The following is a 15,257-nucleotide window of genomic DNA, read 5'->3' on the forward strand; positions in this document are numbered from 1 at the left end:
CAACCTGAACCGCGCGGTGCGCAAGCCGCGTCTTCGACCTCGACCGACGCCGGAGCGCAAGGAGAGGTTGAAAAAGGTTCATTGACGACATCAGGCGTGGCACGGTCCTACCGCTGGCCGGCGATCAGATGCCGGGCCATTCCGGCGACGGGTTGTACTGCGGGCGGGTCGTAGTTGCTGAACACCACGACGGTCCACCGGCTGTCGGGAAAAACCTCGAGGCTGGTGGAGATCCCGGAGGATCCGCCGCCGTGGCTCAAGGACCACTGACCGCCCGTGACACTTCCGATCGGGCCGTAGCACTGCAGCGTCACCGGCGGCGGTCCCGGAGGCGGCGGTGGCGACCCGGGCGGCGGCTGCATCGGTGGCAGGGGTACCTTCCCACCGGCGTACAGCTGAAGGAACGGCGGGCTGATCAGCTTGCCGCGCAGTAGCGCCTGGGTGAAGCGGTCAAGGTCGGCGCAGGTGCAGAAGGCCTCGCCGGCCGGCGTCCCGATGAAGTAGCGGCTGTCGATGTCGTCGGTTCGCTCGCCCGACTTCGGGCCGGTGTAGGGGTGGGCGATCCGGGGATCGGTACGCCATTCCGGTTTGGTGTAGAAGTCCGAGCTGCTCATCCCGGCGGGTTGGAAGACGTTCCGCCGCACGTAGTCGTAGTAGGACAGCCCGGATACCTTCGCCACGATCGCCCCGAGCAGGTGGAATCCGGCATTGCTGTAGGCCTGTCCGGAGCCGGCGGGGAATGCCACCGGCATCCCCCGGATGACCTGGGTGATCCCGTCCATGACCTGCTGGGCGCTGGCCCAGGTGCGCGCAGTCTCCCAGAAACCGGGCACCTGGTGGAAGTCGCCCAGCCCAGACGTGTGCGTGAGCAGGTGGTGGATGGTCACCGCCTCCGCGATCTCGGGTGCGAACCCGTCGAGGAGCGTGCCGAGCCTGGCGGCGAAGGAGAGCTTGCCCCGCTCCACCAGCTGTACCACGCTCAGCGCGGTGATCACCTTGGTCACCGAGGCGAGGGCGAAAATGGTGTCGGGCCCGTTACGTATGCCCCGCGCCTTGTCAGCCATACCGTATGACCGGCTCAGCACGGGCCGCCCGCGGTGGGTGAGCAGCAGGGAGCCGGAGAACTCGTCCTTGGCCGCCAGGTCGGCGACGAACCTGTCAAGTTCCCCACCGGCTTTGAGGCCACCGGGCACTTTCGCGCCACCCGGGTCCGCTCCGGCGGGGTTCCCGAGCGCCAGGGCCAGCGGCGCCGCGCCGGCCAGCGAGAGGATCGTTCTTCGTGTAGTGGTCATGAGCCACAGGTGTACCGGCGGGCGCATCTGGCCGGCCGATCGAGGGACCATACGTGGGCCATATGTTGGCCTACGCATACTTGTCCGATGCGAGTGCTGCTGGTGGAGGATGAGCAGCCGCTGGCCGGCTACATCGCGGTCGGGCTACGCAAGCACGGGTTCGCCGTCGATGTCGCGTTCGACGGTCGGTCCGCGCTCGACAAGTGCGAGCTGACCGCGTACGACGTGGTGGTGCTCGACCGTGATCTGCCGGTGCTGCACGGGGATGCGGTGTGCCGGTGGCTCGCGCGGGACGGCACCGCCCGGATCCTGATGCTGACCGCGTCCGGTACGGTCGAGGACCGGGTGTGCGGCTTGACCCTGGGCGCGGATGACTACCTGGGCAAGCCGTTCGCCTTCTCGGAACTGGTCGCGCGGGTACGTGCGCTGGCTCGGCGCAACACCTCCGCGCGCCCTCCCGTGTTGCGGCACGCGGACGTGGTGCTCGACCCGGCGCGTCGCGCCGCCGAGCGGGCCGGGCGGCTGCTTTCGTTGACTCCCAAGGAGTTCGGTGTTCTGGAGGAACTGCTGGCGGCGGCCGGCGATCTCGTCAGCGCGGAGACGTTGCTGGAGAGGGTGTGGGACGAGCACGCCGACCCGTTCACCAACGCCATCCGCATCACGATCGGGACGCTGCGCCGCAAGCTGGGCGATCCCCCACTCATCGAGACGGTGACGGGCGCCGGATACCGGATGATCCCGTGAAGGCCAGGCTCACCGCCCGCGCCCGGCTCACCGTCCTCTACACCGGTTTCGTGGCCGCCGCCGGACTCGTCCTGACCGGGCTGACGTACCTGTTCATGCGGCGCAGTCTCGGACAACGGTTGGTACGCATCGACATTCGCGGCCCTGACGGAACGGTCCAGACCGCCCCGCGCCCCGAAGACCTGCCGAATCTGGGCCGGTTGCAGGACGCGACCCTGCATGAACTGCTGATCCAGGCGCTAATCGCCCTCGCCGTCGTGACCGCGCTCGCGGCGCTGCTGAGCTGGCTGGTGGCCGGTCGCGTGCTGCACCCGGTCCGCGCCATCGCCAGCACCGCGCAGCGGCTGTCGGCGGAGAACCTCTCCGAGCGGGTTCCGGTCAACAAGCCCCGCGACGAGTTGGCCGCGCTCGCCGCGACGGTCAACGGCATGCTCGACCGGATCCAGGCCGGGGTGGCCAGCCAGAAGCTGTTCACCGCCAACGCCGCGCACGAGTTGCGCACCCCGCTGACCACGATGCGCACGGCGATCGACGTCACCCTCGACGGTGAACCCAGCCGAGATGAGCTGATTACCATGGCGGAGGACATTCGGACGGCGATCGGCACGAGCCAGCGGACGCTCGACGGGCTGCTCGCGCTGGCGCTCAGCCAGGCGGCCACGGGACGCCGGCGCGTGGTCGACCTGTCCGACTTCGTCGGTGTCCCGGAGGAGTCAAACCTGCGGCCCGCCCCCGTGGTCGGTGACCCGGTGCTGCTGGAGATGATGGTGGCCAACCTCGTGGACAACGCGTTGCGCCACAACGATTCCGAGGACGGCATCGAGGTGGAGACCGGGGTCGAGGGTACGGAGGCGTTCCTGCGCATCGCCAACGGCGGCCCTGCGATCGCTCCGGGCGAGGCCGAGCGCCTACTGGAGCCGTTCGTGCGTGGCGGGGGCGGCCGCACCGGCGGCGAGGGCGTGGGGCTCGGGCTGGCCATCGTGCACGCGATCGTCCTGGCCCACCGGGGCCGGATCCGCCTGGACCCGCGAGCCGGCGGTGGGCTGTGCGTGACGCTGCACTTCCCGCTACCGGCCGGATGCGGAGGGAAGTCGCCACGGGTCACTACGGGATCGGGCGGTGGTGGGGTGGCTGAACCTCGGAGCCCGGGTACCCGAAGACGTCGTCGAGCGGCACGTTGAAGCGGACGCCCACACGTGTGTTTACCCTCTGGTATGCCGCACCCCATCATGTTCGACGAGGCCGACCCGATCCTGGGCCGGCTGCGGGCGCTCGCCCTGGCCTTCCCGGACGCGGCCGAGAAGGTCTCCCACGGGCATCCCGCCTTCTTCACCACCAAGGTGTTCGCCTACTACGGCGGGTCGGTGAAGGTCGACGGCGTCCATCAGCGACACGAGCAGTCGGTGATCGTGCTGGTCGATCCGGACGAGCGCACCGCCCTGCTGGCGGAGGACCGCTGCTACGTGCCGGCCTACCTGGGTCCGTCCGGGTGGCTCGGGGTGGACCTGACCGGTGACACCGACTGGGGCGAGATCGAGGAACTGCTCGACGCCAGCTACCGACGGACGGCCGGCCCACGCCGGGTCGCGCGGCTCGACTCCCGGCGACCCTGAGGGGGGCCGCGGCCGAGGCGGTCGAACCGCCCCGGCCCGGCGGAGTCAGCGGCAAGGATCGGGGCGGGTGAACCGCCAGTGGCGGGACTGCAGGATCGGGATGACCCGGTCGACGGCCGCGACGGTCTGGCTGCGGTCGCCGCCGCCGTCGTGCATGAGCACCACGGCGCCGGGCGTGATGCCGTCGAGCAACCGGTCGACCAGCACGTCGGTGCCGGGCGGCTCCCAGTCGCTGATCGCCAGCCGCCAGCCCAACGACCGCATCCCCAGCGACGCCGCCACCGTGGGTGCCTGTCCCCACGCGCCGTACGGCGCGCGGAAGAACGGGATCCGGGCGTGCGGTACGGCGCGGCGGATGGCGGCCGAGGTCTGCCGCAGGTCGGCCTCGACCTGCTCCGGGGTCCAGGCGCTCAGGTCGTCGTGGTGCATGCTGTGGTTGCAGAGCGTGTGCCCGGCGGCGACGATCCGCCGGACCAGTTCGGGGTGGGCCTCGACCTGGTCGCCCACCAGGCAGAACACCGCCTTGACGCGGTGCCGGCGGAGGACCTCCAGCAGGCGTGGGGTGTCGACCGGGTTCGGGCCGTCGTCGAAGGTGAAGCCGACGACGTTCCCGGTGCCGCCGGTGGTGTCGATGACGTCGGTGCCGACCGGGGGACGGGCCTGGGCGGTGCCGGCGGCGCCGAGGGTGAGGCCGACGGCGCCGAGCGCGGCGGCGAGCCGCAGGACCCGACGGGCCAGGGTGGACGAGCGCATGGGTGATCCTCCCGGGAATGACGAACGGCCGGACAGCGCCGACCGGTAGAGGTCCGCGCGGGTGGGCGGGGACCCCTACCGGGGACGCGACGCCGCGGGTTACGAGGCGGTGCAGGTCGGGTTGAGGGTGCCGGCGGTGCCGGTGCCCTGGAACCCGAATTCGGTGGACTGGCCCGCGCCGAGTGAGCCGTTGTAGTTGACGTTGGTGAACCGGACCGTGCCGGAGTTACCGCTGGCGTTGGCGTTCCAGGCGTTGGCGACCCCGGCTCCGGACGGCAGGGTGACGGTCACCGTCCAGCCACCGATCGACGCGGAACCCGCCGTCACCCGGATCGACGCGGTGAAACCGCCGGTCCACTGGTTGACCGACACCGACGCCGAGCAGCCGGTGCCGCCCCCGGGCGGGGGAGTGGTCGGCGGTGCGGTGGTGGGCGGCGGGGTCGTCGGCGGCGGTGCGGTGGTGGGTGGTGCGGTGGTGGGCGGCGGGTTGCCGCCGTCGGGGGCCACGGCCCGGCCGGTGCTGGGCGAGATCATGCCGGGACACAGGTTGCGGGCCGCGAGGTTGGCCACGATCTGCGGTACGGCGTTGACCGTGGTCTGGTAGCCGTCGTGCATGAGGATGACGCCACCGCTGCGCAGGTTGTTGGCGGCGGCGACGATCTGCGCGGTGCTCGCGCCGTTCCAGTCCTGCGAGTCGACGTCCCAGATGATCTCGGTCAGGCCCAGTTGCTGCTCGACGCTCTTGACGGTGGCGTTGGTCTCCCCGTACGGGGGTCGGAACAGCCGGGGCGCGGTGCCGACGGCCTGCTGGATGGCCTGCTGGGTCTGGCTCAGTTCGCTGTTGATCTGGCTGGCGCTCAGCTGGGTCAGGTGCGGGTGCGTCCAGCTGTGGTTGCCGATCCACATGCCGGCGTCGCGTTCGGCCCGGACCAGGGCCGCGTTCTGCTGCGCGCGCTGGCCGATGTTGAAGAACGTGGCGCGGGCGTTGGCGCTGCGCAGCGCGTTGAGCAGGTTGGTGGTGTTACCGGCGATCGGGCCGTCGTCGTAGGTGAGCCCGACGTAACCGCCGCTGCAGTCGGCGGCCGCGGCCGACGGCGCGGCCAGCGCCGTGAGCGCGACGCCGGCGGTCAGCACGGTCGCGGCGCCGGCGGTGAGCGCCAGCCGGAGCCGGGACGGCCGCCGGGGTGGTGCACCGGGAGCGGATCTGCTGAACACTGTTGCTCCTCTCGGGGGTACGCACCGACGGACCGGTGCGTGGGAGATCCGCGAGCGACAGTGCCGTACCGGGCCTCGCCTCCAGGCCGGGATTCGGTGTCGCGAGGGGGCGATCGCCATGGAGGCGGGCGATCGATCCTTCTGGAGGACATCCATTCGCGAACATCATTGTTCGCAGGGTGTTTCCGCAGCGTCAACAGGTTCCGGGAATTACCGGTATGCCAGGTGGCGGTCGGGTTCACTCCTCCCGGTAGGTGGCGTGGTCGAAGTCGGCCCAGATGCCGTCGTTGCCGAGGTCCTGCACCCACAGACCGAGGAACGCGCCGGTGAAGCCCCACGCGGCCGGCTCGCCGTCGATGATCATCGCGGCGTGCTCGTCGGACAGGATGGTGGCGTCCAACTCGACGGGCAGGTCGTGCCAGCCGTCGCCGAGGTCGTAGCCGAGCCGGACCACCGGCCCGTCGAAGACGGCCCGCAGCCCGACCCGTACGGCGGTGCCGGCGTCGACGGTGAGTTCGGGATGGGCGGTGCGTCGGCCGCTGTTGCTGCTCAGCAGTTCCAGCGCGTTCCGCCCGTCGTCGGCCCGGGTGAGGTAGAGGTAGTACCAGTTCATCGTGTTGTAGTAGGCGGTGATCCCGGCCAGGTGCCGGTAGTCGGTGGGCGCGAACTCGACGACCGTCTCCAGCGAGCAGCGTTCCGCGCCGACCCGGTGGCCCACCAGGCTCGGGGTCTGCTTGCCGACCGGTGACTGGCCGCCGCGGATCCGCAGGTACGACGGGCGGCTGTCCAGGTCGATCCAGTCCGGGCCGGCCGGGCGGCGCAGCGTGGACCAGCGGGTGTCCAGCACCGGCGCGTCGAAGTCGTCGGTGGCCGGCTCGTCGGGCCACGGGTGGGCGGGTAGTTCGGGGGCCGGGAACTCGTCGGCAGGTACGCCACCCGCCACGCTGGGCCAGCCGCCGGGCGCCCAGTCCACCTTCTGGATCGCCGTCTCCCGCCCCAGCACGCAGTTGCCGCGCGGCGAGTACGGGCGGCCGACCAGGTGCGCGAGGTACCAGTCACCGTGCTGGGTGCGCACCATGCTGCCGTGGCCCGCCTTCTGCAACCGCAGGTCCGGCCGGTCGACCGAGGTCAGCAGCGGGCCGGCCGGGTCGACCTCGTACGGGCCGAACAGCTCGCGGGACCGGGCGACGGTGACCTGGTGCTCCCAGCTGGTGCCGCCCTCGGCGGTGACCAGCCAGTACCAGCCGTCGTGCCGGTACAGGTGCGGCCCCTCGGTGAGGCCCACGGGGGTACCCCGGAAGATGATCCGCGCGGGCCCGACCAGCCGCCGCTCTTCGCGGTCGTAGCGCTGGATCTCGATACCGCCGAAGCGGTCCCGGCCGGGGCGCCAGTCGGCGCTCATCGCCAGCAGCCAGCTGCTGCCGTCGTCGTCGTGGAACAGCGACGCGTCGAAGCCGTGCGCGTGCAGCACCACCGGGTCCGACCACGGCCCGGTGATGTCGGGCGCGGTGATGAGGAAGTTCTGCGGGTCCCAGTAACCGCTGGCGAAGCTGGCGACGTCGCTGTAGACGAGGTGGAACAGGCCGTCGTGGTACGACAGGTCCGGTGCCCAGACCCCGTTGGAGTCCCCGCAGCCGCGCAGGTCGAGCAGCCGGCGTTCGTTGATGATGCCGCCCAGCGCGCGCCAGTGGACCAGGTCGCGGGAGTGGTGCACGCGGACCGCCGGATACCACTCGAAGGTCGACGTGGCCAGGTAGTAGTCGTCGCCGACGCGCAGGATCGACGGGTCCGGGTGGAATCCGGACAGCACCGGATTGCGGATCGACCGGATTGCGGCGATGTCAGCGGTCTCGGTCGACATGGGCGGCTCCTCGTGGTCGTGCTTCCGGCAATTTCCGGAAGTTGGTGCCTTGCTGCTTCCGATTTTCCCGACCACCGTATCGGCAGCGATGGACATTGGACAGCCCCTTGACCACGTGGGCACGGACGTCGTAACGTGCCCGCCATCAATATGTAGTACCGGCAGGACACCGAAAGTTTCGGAGACCGGTATGGCTTCCACACCGTTGACCCGGATCGGCGTCCGAGCACCTCTGACTCCCTTGAAGGGGTGGCACATGACAGCGCACATCTCCCGCCGGACGCTGCTCGGTCTCGCCGGGGCCGGCGTCGGCGCCTATCTGCTCGCCGGTTGCAGCGACGACAAGAACAAACCGGGCGGTCCGCAGACCATCAACTGGTGGCACATCCAGAACACCGAGCCGATGCTCCCGGTCTGGGCGGCCATCGCCAAGGAGTACGAAACCGCGCACAGCGATGTGAAGATCGCGATCCAGCCGCTGGAGAACGACGCGTTCAAGGCGAAGCTCACCCCAGCCATCCAGGGCGGAACCCCGCCGGACCTGTTCCAGTCCTGGGGCGGCGGTGTGCTGTCGCAGCAGGCCGAGGCCGGGCTGGTCAAGGACCTCACCGACGACTTCAAGCCGCTGTTCGACAGCATGCTGCCGGCCGCGACGAAGCCGTTCACCATCGACGGCAAGATCTACGGAGTGCCGTTCGACACCGGCATGATCGGGTTCTGGTACAACAAGGACCTGTTCGCCAAGGCCAACATCACCGCCCCGCCGACCACCTGGGCCGAGCTCCTCGACACGGTCCGCAAGATCAAGGCTGCCGGCATCACGCCGGTCTCCCTGGCCGGCAAGGCGAAGTGGCCCGGCCACTACTACTGGGCCTACCTGGCCATGCGGATCGGTGGCCTGGGCGCCCTGGAGCAGGCGGGCAAGGACAAGAACTTCGACACCCCGGACTTCATCGCCGCCGGCCAGCGCCTCAAGGAACTGGTCGACCTGGCGCCGTTCCAGAAGGGCTTCCTGGGCGCCGACTACGGCACCCCGGACGGGCAGGCCGCCACCATGGGCAACGGCGGCGCGGCGATGGAGCTGATGGGCCAGTGGGCGCCCACCGTCCAGAACTCCTCGTCCACCAGCAAGAAGGGCCTGGGCGACAAGCTCGGCTTCTTCAAGTTCCCCACCGTCGACGGCGGCAAGGGCGCCATCACCGAGGCGTTCGGCGGCGGCAACGGCTTCGCGGTCGGCAAGAACGCGCCGCCGGCCACGATCGACTTCCTGAAGACGCTGGTGAACGCGGCGAACCAACGCAGGTCCGCCGCGACCGGGGCGGTCCTGCCGGCGGTCAAGGAGGCCGCCGACGCGATCACCGACGCCAACCAGAAGATCGTGGCCGAGACCCTCGCCTCGTCGACCGGCTTCCAGCTCTACCTGGACCAGGCGTACCCGCCGGCGGTGGGCCAGCAGGTCAACGACAGCGTCGCGGAGCTGATCGCCGGCTCCAAGTCGCCGGAGCAGATCGTCAAGGACATCACCCAGGTGGCGAAGACCCAGTGAGAGCGAGCACCGGAGCCGGGGACGAGGAACGAGCGGAGCGCACATGACGACCTCATCGACGGTGGCCGGGCCACCGCGCGGGGAGCCGCTGGCCGACCGGCCGGTCGCGGCCCGCAGGCGCCGGCCCCGGCGGGTACGCGTCGGCACCGTCGCCGTCTTCCTCGCCCCGGCCCTGGTGCTGTTCCTGCTGCTGGTCATCGCCCCGATCCTGATCGCCGGGTACGGCAGCGTCTTCAAGTGGAACGGCTTCGGCCTGCCGGAGAACTTCGTCGGCCTGGGCAACTTCACCCGGGCCTTCGACGATCCGACCTTCCTGGGTGACCTGTGGCGGGGCGCGATCCTGCTCGTGCTCTCCCTGGTGATCCAGCTACCGGTGTCGCTGGGCCTGGCCATGCTGCTCAACCAGCGGCTGGCCGGGCGCAGCGTCTACCGGCTGGTGTTCTTCGCCCCGTACGTGCTCTCCGAGGTCACCACCGGGGTGCTGTTCACCCTGGTCTTCTCGCCCAACCGAGGGTTGGGCGAGACAATGGCGTCGTTGTTCGGCGCCGATGCCGGCGCGATCTTCGCCGATCCGGACACGGTGCTCTACGCGCTGTTCCTGGTGGTCTCCTGGAAGTACTTCGGCCTGCACATGATCCTCTATCTGGCCGGGCGGCAGGCCATCCCGCGCGAGCTGACCGAGGCGGCCGCCACCGACGGCGCCACCGCCTGGCAGACCTTCCGGCACGTCACGCTGCCGCTGCTCGGCCCCACCATCCGGATCAGCGTCTTCCTGTCGGTCATCGGCACCATCCAGCTGTTCGACATGGTCTGGGTGCTCACCGGCGGCGGCCCGATCCACGCCTCGGAGACCATGGCCGTGACGATGTTCCAGTACGGCTTCCGGCGCATGGAGGTCGGGTACGCCAGCGCCATCAGCATCGTCATGTTCCTGTTGAGCTTCGTCTTCGCGCTGCTCTACCAGCGCTTCGTCCTGCGCCGCGACGTCGAGGGCGCGCTCACCACCCGGGGGGTCCAGGGATGACCGGCAGGAGGAGTCCGGCCGTCCGGACACGAAACGGGGTTCTGCACCTCATCTCGGTGGCGGTCGCCGCCGTGATCGTGGTGCCGATCGTGTTCGGCGTGCTCGGCGGCTTCAAGGACAACGGCCAGCTGTCCAGCAATCCGCTCGGCCTGCCGCACCCGTGGCAGCCGGGCAACTACACCGGCATCCTCGCCTCCGACATCTTCTGGCGGCAGCTCGCCAACAGCCTGTTCATCGCCGTGGCCACCGTGGTGGTGATGGTCGGCGCCGCGGCGATGGCGGCGTTCGTGTTCGCCCGGTTCGCCTTCCGCGGCCGGGAACTGTTGTTCACGCTCTTCGCCATCGGTCTGATGTTCCCGTTCGCGGTGGCGATCCTGCCGCTGTTCGTGCTGCTGCGCGGCCTGGGACTGCTGGACAACCCGTTCGGGGTGATCCTGCCCCAGGCCGCCTTCGGGCTGCCGGTGACGATCATCATTCTCCGGCAGTTCTTCCGGACCGTGCCGGGGGAGTTGGAGGAGGCCGCCACCCTGGACGGTTGCGGTGCGTTCGGCTTCTTCTGGCGGGTGCTGCTGCCGATGGCCCGCCCCGCGCTGGCCACCGTCTCGGTGCTGGCGATCGTGGCGAGCTGGAACAACTTCATGTTGCCGCTGGTCGTCTTCACCGACCAGAGCTGGTGGACCCTGCCGGTCGGGGTCCAGCAGTTCCAGGGCCAGTACTCCGACGACACCGGCCGCGTGCTGGCGTACGTGGTGCTGTCGATGGTGCCGGCGTTGGCCTTCTACGCGGTGGCCGAACGGCAACTGGTCGGTGGTCTCGCCGGCAGCGTCAAGGGCTGACCGGTGTGGGCGCGGGTGCCGACCGGCACCGGTGCCGGCGGGCCGGCCGACGGCGGCGTCCAGGGGCTTCCGGTACCGGAAGAAGTACCGGAAATCAGCCGCCGTAGGCTCGACTGATGGAAAGGGGCGACCCGTGGTAGGCGACAGCCGGAAAGTTACCATCGCGACCATCGCGCGCCTGGCCGGCGTGTCGGTGCCGACGGTGTCCCGGGTCATCAACGGGCGCTCGGACGTCGCCCCGCAGACCCGGGAACGCGTCGAGGAGCTGCTCACCCGGCACGGCTACCGCCGCCGTCCGCCGAGCATGCGGGCCAGCTCCGGCCTGGTCGACCTGGTCTTCCCGGACCTGGACAGCCCCTGGGCCGTCGAGATCATCCGCGGCGTCGAGGACGTCGCGCACGCCGCCGGCATCGGCACCGTGATCTCCGCCATCCACCGCCGGACCTCCTCGGCGAAGCAGTGGCTGGACAACATGCGGACCCGGTCCACCGAGGGCGTCATCTTCGTGACCTCCACCCTCGAACCGCCGCTGCAGGCCGAGCTGCGCCGGCTCAACATTCCGGTCGTCATCGTGGACCCGGCCGGGGTGCCGCCGCAGGAGGCGCCCACCATCGGCGCCACCAACTGGGCCGGCAGCCTGCGCGCCACCGAGTACCTCATCGGCCTCGGCCACCGCCGGATCGGCTTCATCGCCGGCCTGCCGCAACTGATGTGCAGCCGGGCCCGGCTCGACGGCTACCGGGCCGCGCTGGAATCGGCCGGCATTGCGGTCGACGAGAAGCTCATCTACCCGGGCAACTTCTATCACGAGGCCGGGTTCGCCGGCGGCACGCAACTGCTCGGGCTGCCCGAACCGCCCACCGCGATCTTCGCCTCCAGCGACCAGATGGCGCTCGGTGTCTACGAGGCCGTACGCCGGCGCGGGCTGCGGGTGCCCGACGACGTCAGCGTGGTCGGCTTCGACGACCTGCCCGAGGTCCGCTGGTGCTCGCCGCCGCTGACCACGGTCCGGCAACCGCTGGCGGAGATGGGCATGCTCGCCGCCCGTACGGTGCTGCGGTTGTCCCAGGGGGAAAAGATCGAGAGCCCACGGGTCGAACTCGCCACCGAACTCGTGCTGCGGGACAGCGCCACGGCACCCCGTACGTAGCCAACTCTCGATCGTTTCGGGAAGCCGTACCTGGAGAAGGAGAGACGATGGCGCATCACCGCGTCTCCGGCGTACCGCGCCGACTCACCGCCCTGGCCGCACTGACCCTGACCGCGGCGCTCGCCGCCCCCGTGGCGACGGCGGCGCCCGCCTCCGCCGTCGTCTCGACGCGCGCCCCGGCCGTGGTCGTGGACACCGCGTCGGACGACTGCACCGTCACCGCCGCCGTGCTGGCCCAGTGGCCCGGCGGATACCTCATGCAGGTCACCGTCACCAACACCGGCGCGAGCACGTTCACCTGGAGCGGCGTCACCTTCACCCTGCCGGCGGGGCAGTTCGTCTCCGGCGGGTGGAACGGAAGCCTGGTGCAGACCGGGCAGAAGGTCACCTACCGCCCGGCCTACTACAGCACGCTCGCTCCCGGCCAGAGCGCCGGCTTCGGCTTCCAGGCCAGCCGGCCGTTCGGCGACAACACCGTCGCCGGCGACTTCCGCTGCGGCTGACCCGGGTTCCCGCCCGGGCCAACGCGTCCCGCCCTATCCGCACCCCTGCCCTCCCGGGGGATCGCAGAGCGGGCAGCGGCGGCGGGTCAGCCGGTGGTAGTGGTAGGTCGCCGCGCCGAGCAGGCCGTACGCCACCAGGTGGCGTGGTCCGACACCGCCGGATCCGTCGCTGCCCGCCGGTACGTCCCCGTGGCGTCGGTCGAGGTCGACCGGTCCGCCCGTACCGACGGGGCGAGCGGCGGCACCGCCAGCTCGAGGAGCGCGACGGCCAGGCCCAGAAGCAGGAACGCCAGCCCGACGGCGCCCTAGCCGGACCAGAACGGCAGGCTGGCCAGGTGATCGGCGCCGCTGCCGTCACCCGTCGATCGTCCCGGCCCCGGCGACCGCCGTCCTGCCCCCTACCGGGGACCCTCCTCCCCCCTTCGGGGGAGCGACCGTGGGGGTGGGTGGGGGTCACACCTGTGTCGGGTGGCAGGTACCGTTCCGGTCGATCAGGTCCTCGTACACTCCGATCTTGAATTTGATCAGGTCGAGGCACTGGGTGAGCTTGCCGATCTGGCCGGTGACCTGGGTCTGGTGCTCGCGCAGCAGCGCGAGCCTCTCCCGCTCGGTCCCGTCGCCCGTCCGGACCAGCTCGGCGTACCGGCGCAGCGCGGGCAGCGGCATCCCGGAGGCGCGCAGGATGATGCAGACGGTGAGCCAGTCCACGTGGTCCTCGGTGTAGACGCGGCGCCCGCCCGGTCCGCGCCCCACCGGCTCGACGAAGAGTCCCTCGTTCTCGTAGAAGCGCAGCGCGTGGACGCTCAGGCCGGTGCGTTCGGCGACCTGCCCGATGCTCAAGCTGTTCGTGGGCTCGGCCATGGCGACGAGGATAGCGGGGTTGACCTAGAGCCGACTCTAGATCCTAGGGTCGCCTGCGACGTGAACGAGCAAGGGAGCAACCAGATCATGCGCTATCGCACCCTCGGCGGGACCGGCATCGAGGTCAGCGCCTACTGCCTCGGGACCATGATGTTCCAGGCCGGCGACGGGTCGCAGGTCAACCCCGACCACGACGACTGCGTCCGGATCATCCACGCGGCGCTCGACCAGGGGATCAACTTCGTCGACACCGCCGACATGTACGGGCGGGGCGAGTCCGAGGAGATCGTCGGCAAGGCGCTGCGGGGCCGCCGCGACGACGTGGTCCTCGCCACGAAGGTGCACTTCCCGATGGGTGAGGGCCCCAACCGGGGCGGCAACTCGCGGCGGTGGATCGTCCGTGCGGTCGAGGACAGCCTCCGGCGGCTGGGCACCGACTGGATCGACCTCTACCAGATCCACCGCCCCGACCCGAGCACCGACGTCGAGGAAACCCTCTCGGTCCTCACCGACCTGGTGCGCCAGGGCAAGATCCGTACCTTCGGCTGCTCGACGTTCCCCGTCGAGGAGATCGTCGAGTCGCACCAGGTCGCCGAACGGCGCGGCCTCGGACGCTTCCGCACCGAGCAGCCGCCGTACTCGATCCTGGCCCGCGGCATCGAGGCCGCGCTCCTGCCGGTCTGCCGGCGCTACGGGATGGGTGTGCTGGTCTGGAGTCCGTTGGCCTTCGGATTCCTGACCGGGAAGTACCGCAAGGACCGGCCCGCGGACCTGTCCACCGGGCGCGCCGCGATCCGGCCGGCGCAGTTCGACCCCACCACCCCGGCGAACGCCGCGAAGCTGGACGCCGTCGAACAGCTCATCGAACTGGCCACGGACATCGGCTGCACCCTGCCGCAACTCGCCATCGCGTTCACCGTGGCCCACCCCGCCGTCACCTCGGCGATCATCGGACCGCGGACCATGCCGCAACTGGAGGATCTGCTCACCGGCGCCGCGCTCACCCTGGACGACGCCACCCTCGACCGGATCGACGAGATCGTGCCGCCCGGCACCAACCTCTACGACCCGAACGCCCTCGCGCCGCCGCGGTCGCTGACCGACCCCGCGCTGCGCCGCCGCCCGGTCACCGACCGCGCCGCCGCCTGACCGACAGATCGACCGACCGGAAGCGGGCCCGGCATCCGCCGGTCACCGACCCTGGGTGCGCGGTGCCGACCGTGGATGCGGTGCTGAACGCCGGGCGGGACATCGACGCCGGATGCGACGTCGACCGGGCACCGGCGTCGGGTGGCGGTACAAATTTCGGCGCCACATCAAAAACGTAGTAGCTACAACATTTTTGATGTGGCGCCAAAGCCGCCACCGCCACCGCCACGATCGACCGGCCGGCTGGTGAGCTGTCCGAACCGCGTCATCCGGCGTTCGGCGCGGACGAGGCCCCGGCTCCCGGTTGCCGCCGGGATGCCGGGGCCCCGTCCATTCGGGTGGGAGAACAGCTAGAGGTCCGCTGTCGGGATCGCCGGCCGCTTGAACGGCGGCCACACCAGGAACCGGTCGAACATCACCCGCGGACCGGGCGCGTCGTCCGGGTTGAGCCGGTACAGGTCCTTCATCGCCTCGGCCATCTCCGCCGCCATCCGGATCGACAGCCCGACCGGGTCACTGTCGTACCGTCCCTTCAGGTGCAGCCGCGCGCTGGCGCACGGCCACGGCTGCGGGCACGCCCGGCACGACCACATCGGCCGCCGGGGCTGATGCGCCGCGAGCGGCGCCGGGTCCGGGAACATCACCGGTCTTTCAGCGGTACGGGCAGCCGGGTCATTCATCGCTTTGGCTCCTTCACGGTCGTGGTGGAT

Annotated in this window: 15 protein-coding genes; 9 read left to right on the top strand and 6 right to left on the bottom strand. The window is 70.5% G+C overall.

The window, feature by feature from the left end; translation table 11 throughout:
* Positions 1-107 precede the first annotated feature (107 nt).
* On the bottom strand, positions 108-1,292 hold the full coding sequence (locus ACFOX0_RS09985; RefSeq protein WP_377543887.1) for a serine hydrolase domain-containing protein: 1,185 nt from the start codon (positions 1,290-1,292) through the stop codon (positions 108-110).
* A gap of 87 nt (positions 1,293-1,379) precedes the next feature.
* Between ACFOX0_RS09985 and ACFOX0_RS09990 the strand changes: the two genes are divergently transcribed.
* From ACFOX0_RS09990 to ACFOX0_RS10000, 3 genes are read left to right on the top strand one after another with little or no spacing between them, the layout of a single operon-like run.
* Positions 1,380-2,036 (top strand): response regulator transcription factor, encoded by a 657-nt coding sequence (locus ACFOX0_RS09990; RefSeq protein ID WP_377543890.1) that lies wholly within the window; start codon positions 1,380-1,382, stop codon positions 2,034-2,036.
* Positions 2,033-3,217: a sensor histidine kinase gene (locus ACFOX0_RS09995; RefSeq protein ID WP_377543893.1), complete on the top strand. Its 1,185-nt coding sequence runs from the start codon at positions 2,033-2,035 to the stop codon at positions 3,215-3,217. The genes ACFOX0_RS09990 and ACFOX0_RS09995 overlap by 4 nt, the downstream gene beginning before the upstream one ends.
* Positions 3,218-3,250: 33 nt before the next feature.
* The gene (locus ACFOX0_RS10000; protein WP_377543895.1) at positions 3,251-3,649 is read left to right on the top strand and encodes an MmcQ/YjbR family DNA-binding protein; all 399 of its coding nucleotides are present in this window, start codon (positions 3,251-3,253) and stop codon (positions 3,647-3,649) included.
* Between the two features lie 45 nt (positions 3,650-3,694).
* Here ACFOX0_RS10000 and ACFOX0_RS10005 read toward each other — a convergent pair whose 3' ends face one another.
* The 3 genes from ACFOX0_RS10005 to ACFOX0_RS10015 form a co-directional block, all read right to left on the bottom strand.
* Positions 3,695-4,402: a polysaccharide deacetylase family protein gene (locus tag ACFOX0_RS10005; protein ID WP_377543897.1), complete on the bottom strand. Its 708-nt coding sequence runs from the start codon at positions 4,400-4,402 to the stop codon at positions 3,695-3,697.
* A 99-nt stretch (positions 4,403-4,501) separates the two neighbouring features.
* Positions 4,502-5,617 carry a polysaccharide deacetylase family protein gene (locus ACFOX0_RS10010; RefSeq protein WP_377543900.1) on the bottom strand — a complete coding sequence of 372 codons (1,116 nt, stop codon included), beginning with the start codon at positions 5,615-5,617 and terminating at the stop codon, positions 4,502-4,504.
* A gap of 238 nt (positions 5,618-5,855) precedes the next feature.
* Entirely contained in the window at positions 5,856-7,478 is a 1,623-nt protein-coding gene (locus ACFOX0_RS10015) for a glycoside hydrolase family 43 protein (RefSeq protein ID WP_377543902.1), read from the bottom strand.
* A 256-nt stretch (positions 7,479-7,734) separates the two neighbouring features.
* On the opposite strand from ACFOX0_RS10015, the gene ACFOX0_RS10020 reads away from it, so the two are divergent.
* The 5 genes from ACFOX0_RS10020 (at position 7,735) to ACFOX0_RS10040 (ending at position 12,537) form a co-directional block, all read left to right on the top strand.
* Positions 7,735-9,024: an extracellular solute-binding protein gene (locus ACFOX0_RS10020; protein ID WP_377543904.1), complete on the top strand. Its 1,290-nt coding sequence runs from the start codon at positions 7,735-7,737 to the stop codon at positions 9,022-9,024.
* Between the two features lie 43 nt (positions 9,025-9,067).
* A complete protein-coding gene (locus tag ACFOX0_RS10025; RefSeq protein ID WP_377543906.1) occupies positions 9,068-10,048 on the top strand; it encodes a carbohydrate ABC transporter permease in 981 nt (326 codons plus the stop codon).
* Positions 10,045-10,884 carry a carbohydrate ABC transporter permease gene (locus ACFOX0_RS10030; RefSeq protein WP_377543908.1) on the top strand — a complete coding sequence of 280 codons (840 nt, stop codon included), beginning with the start codon at positions 10,045-10,047 and terminating at the stop codon, positions 10,882-10,884. Before ACFOX0_RS10025 ends, ACFOX0_RS10030 begins: the two co-directional genes overlap by 4 nt.
* Positions 10,885-11,017: 133 nt before the next feature.
* On the top strand, positions 11,018-12,034 hold the full coding sequence (locus ACFOX0_RS10035; protein ID WP_377543911.1) for a LacI family DNA-binding transcriptional regulator: 1,017 nt from the start codon (positions 11,018-11,020) through the stop codon (positions 12,032-12,034).
* 47 nt (positions 12,035-12,081) lie between these two features.
* Positions 12,082-12,537, top strand: a complete 456-nt coding sequence (locus ACFOX0_RS10040; protein WP_377543913.1) for a cellulose binding domain-containing protein — start codon at positions 12,082-12,084, stop codon at positions 12,535-12,537.
* Between the two features lie 453 nt (positions 12,538-12,990).
* On the opposite strand, the gene ACFOX0_RS10045 is transcribed toward ACFOX0_RS10040, so the two are convergent.
* Entirely contained in the window at positions 12,991-13,398 is a 408-nt protein-coding gene (locus tag ACFOX0_RS10045) for a MerR family transcriptional regulator (RefSeq protein WP_377543915.1), read from the bottom strand.
* An 87-nt stretch (positions 13,399-13,485) separates the two neighbouring features.
* Between ACFOX0_RS10045 and ACFOX0_RS10050 the strand changes: the two genes are divergently transcribed.
* Complete coding sequence (locus tag ACFOX0_RS10050) at positions 13,486-14,547, top strand: aldo/keto reductase (protein WP_377544244.1); 1,062 nt, start codon at positions 13,486-13,488, stop codon at positions 14,545-14,547.
* 350 nt (positions 14,548-14,897) lie between these two features.
* Here ACFOX0_RS10050 and ACFOX0_RS10055 read toward each other — a convergent pair whose 3' ends face one another.
* A complete protein-coding gene (locus ACFOX0_RS10055) occupies positions 14,898-15,227 on the bottom strand; it encodes a hypothetical protein (RefSeq protein ID WP_377543918.1) in 330 nt (109 codons plus the stop codon).
* Positions 15,228-15,257: the final 30 nt, after the last annotated feature.

It is taken from the genome of Micromonospora zhanjiangensis, from assembly GCF_042650605.1.
Classification (GTDB): domain Bacteria; phylum Actinomycetota; class Actinomycetes; order Mycobacteriales; family Micromonosporaceae; genus Micromonospora_J; species Micromonospora_J zhanjiangensis.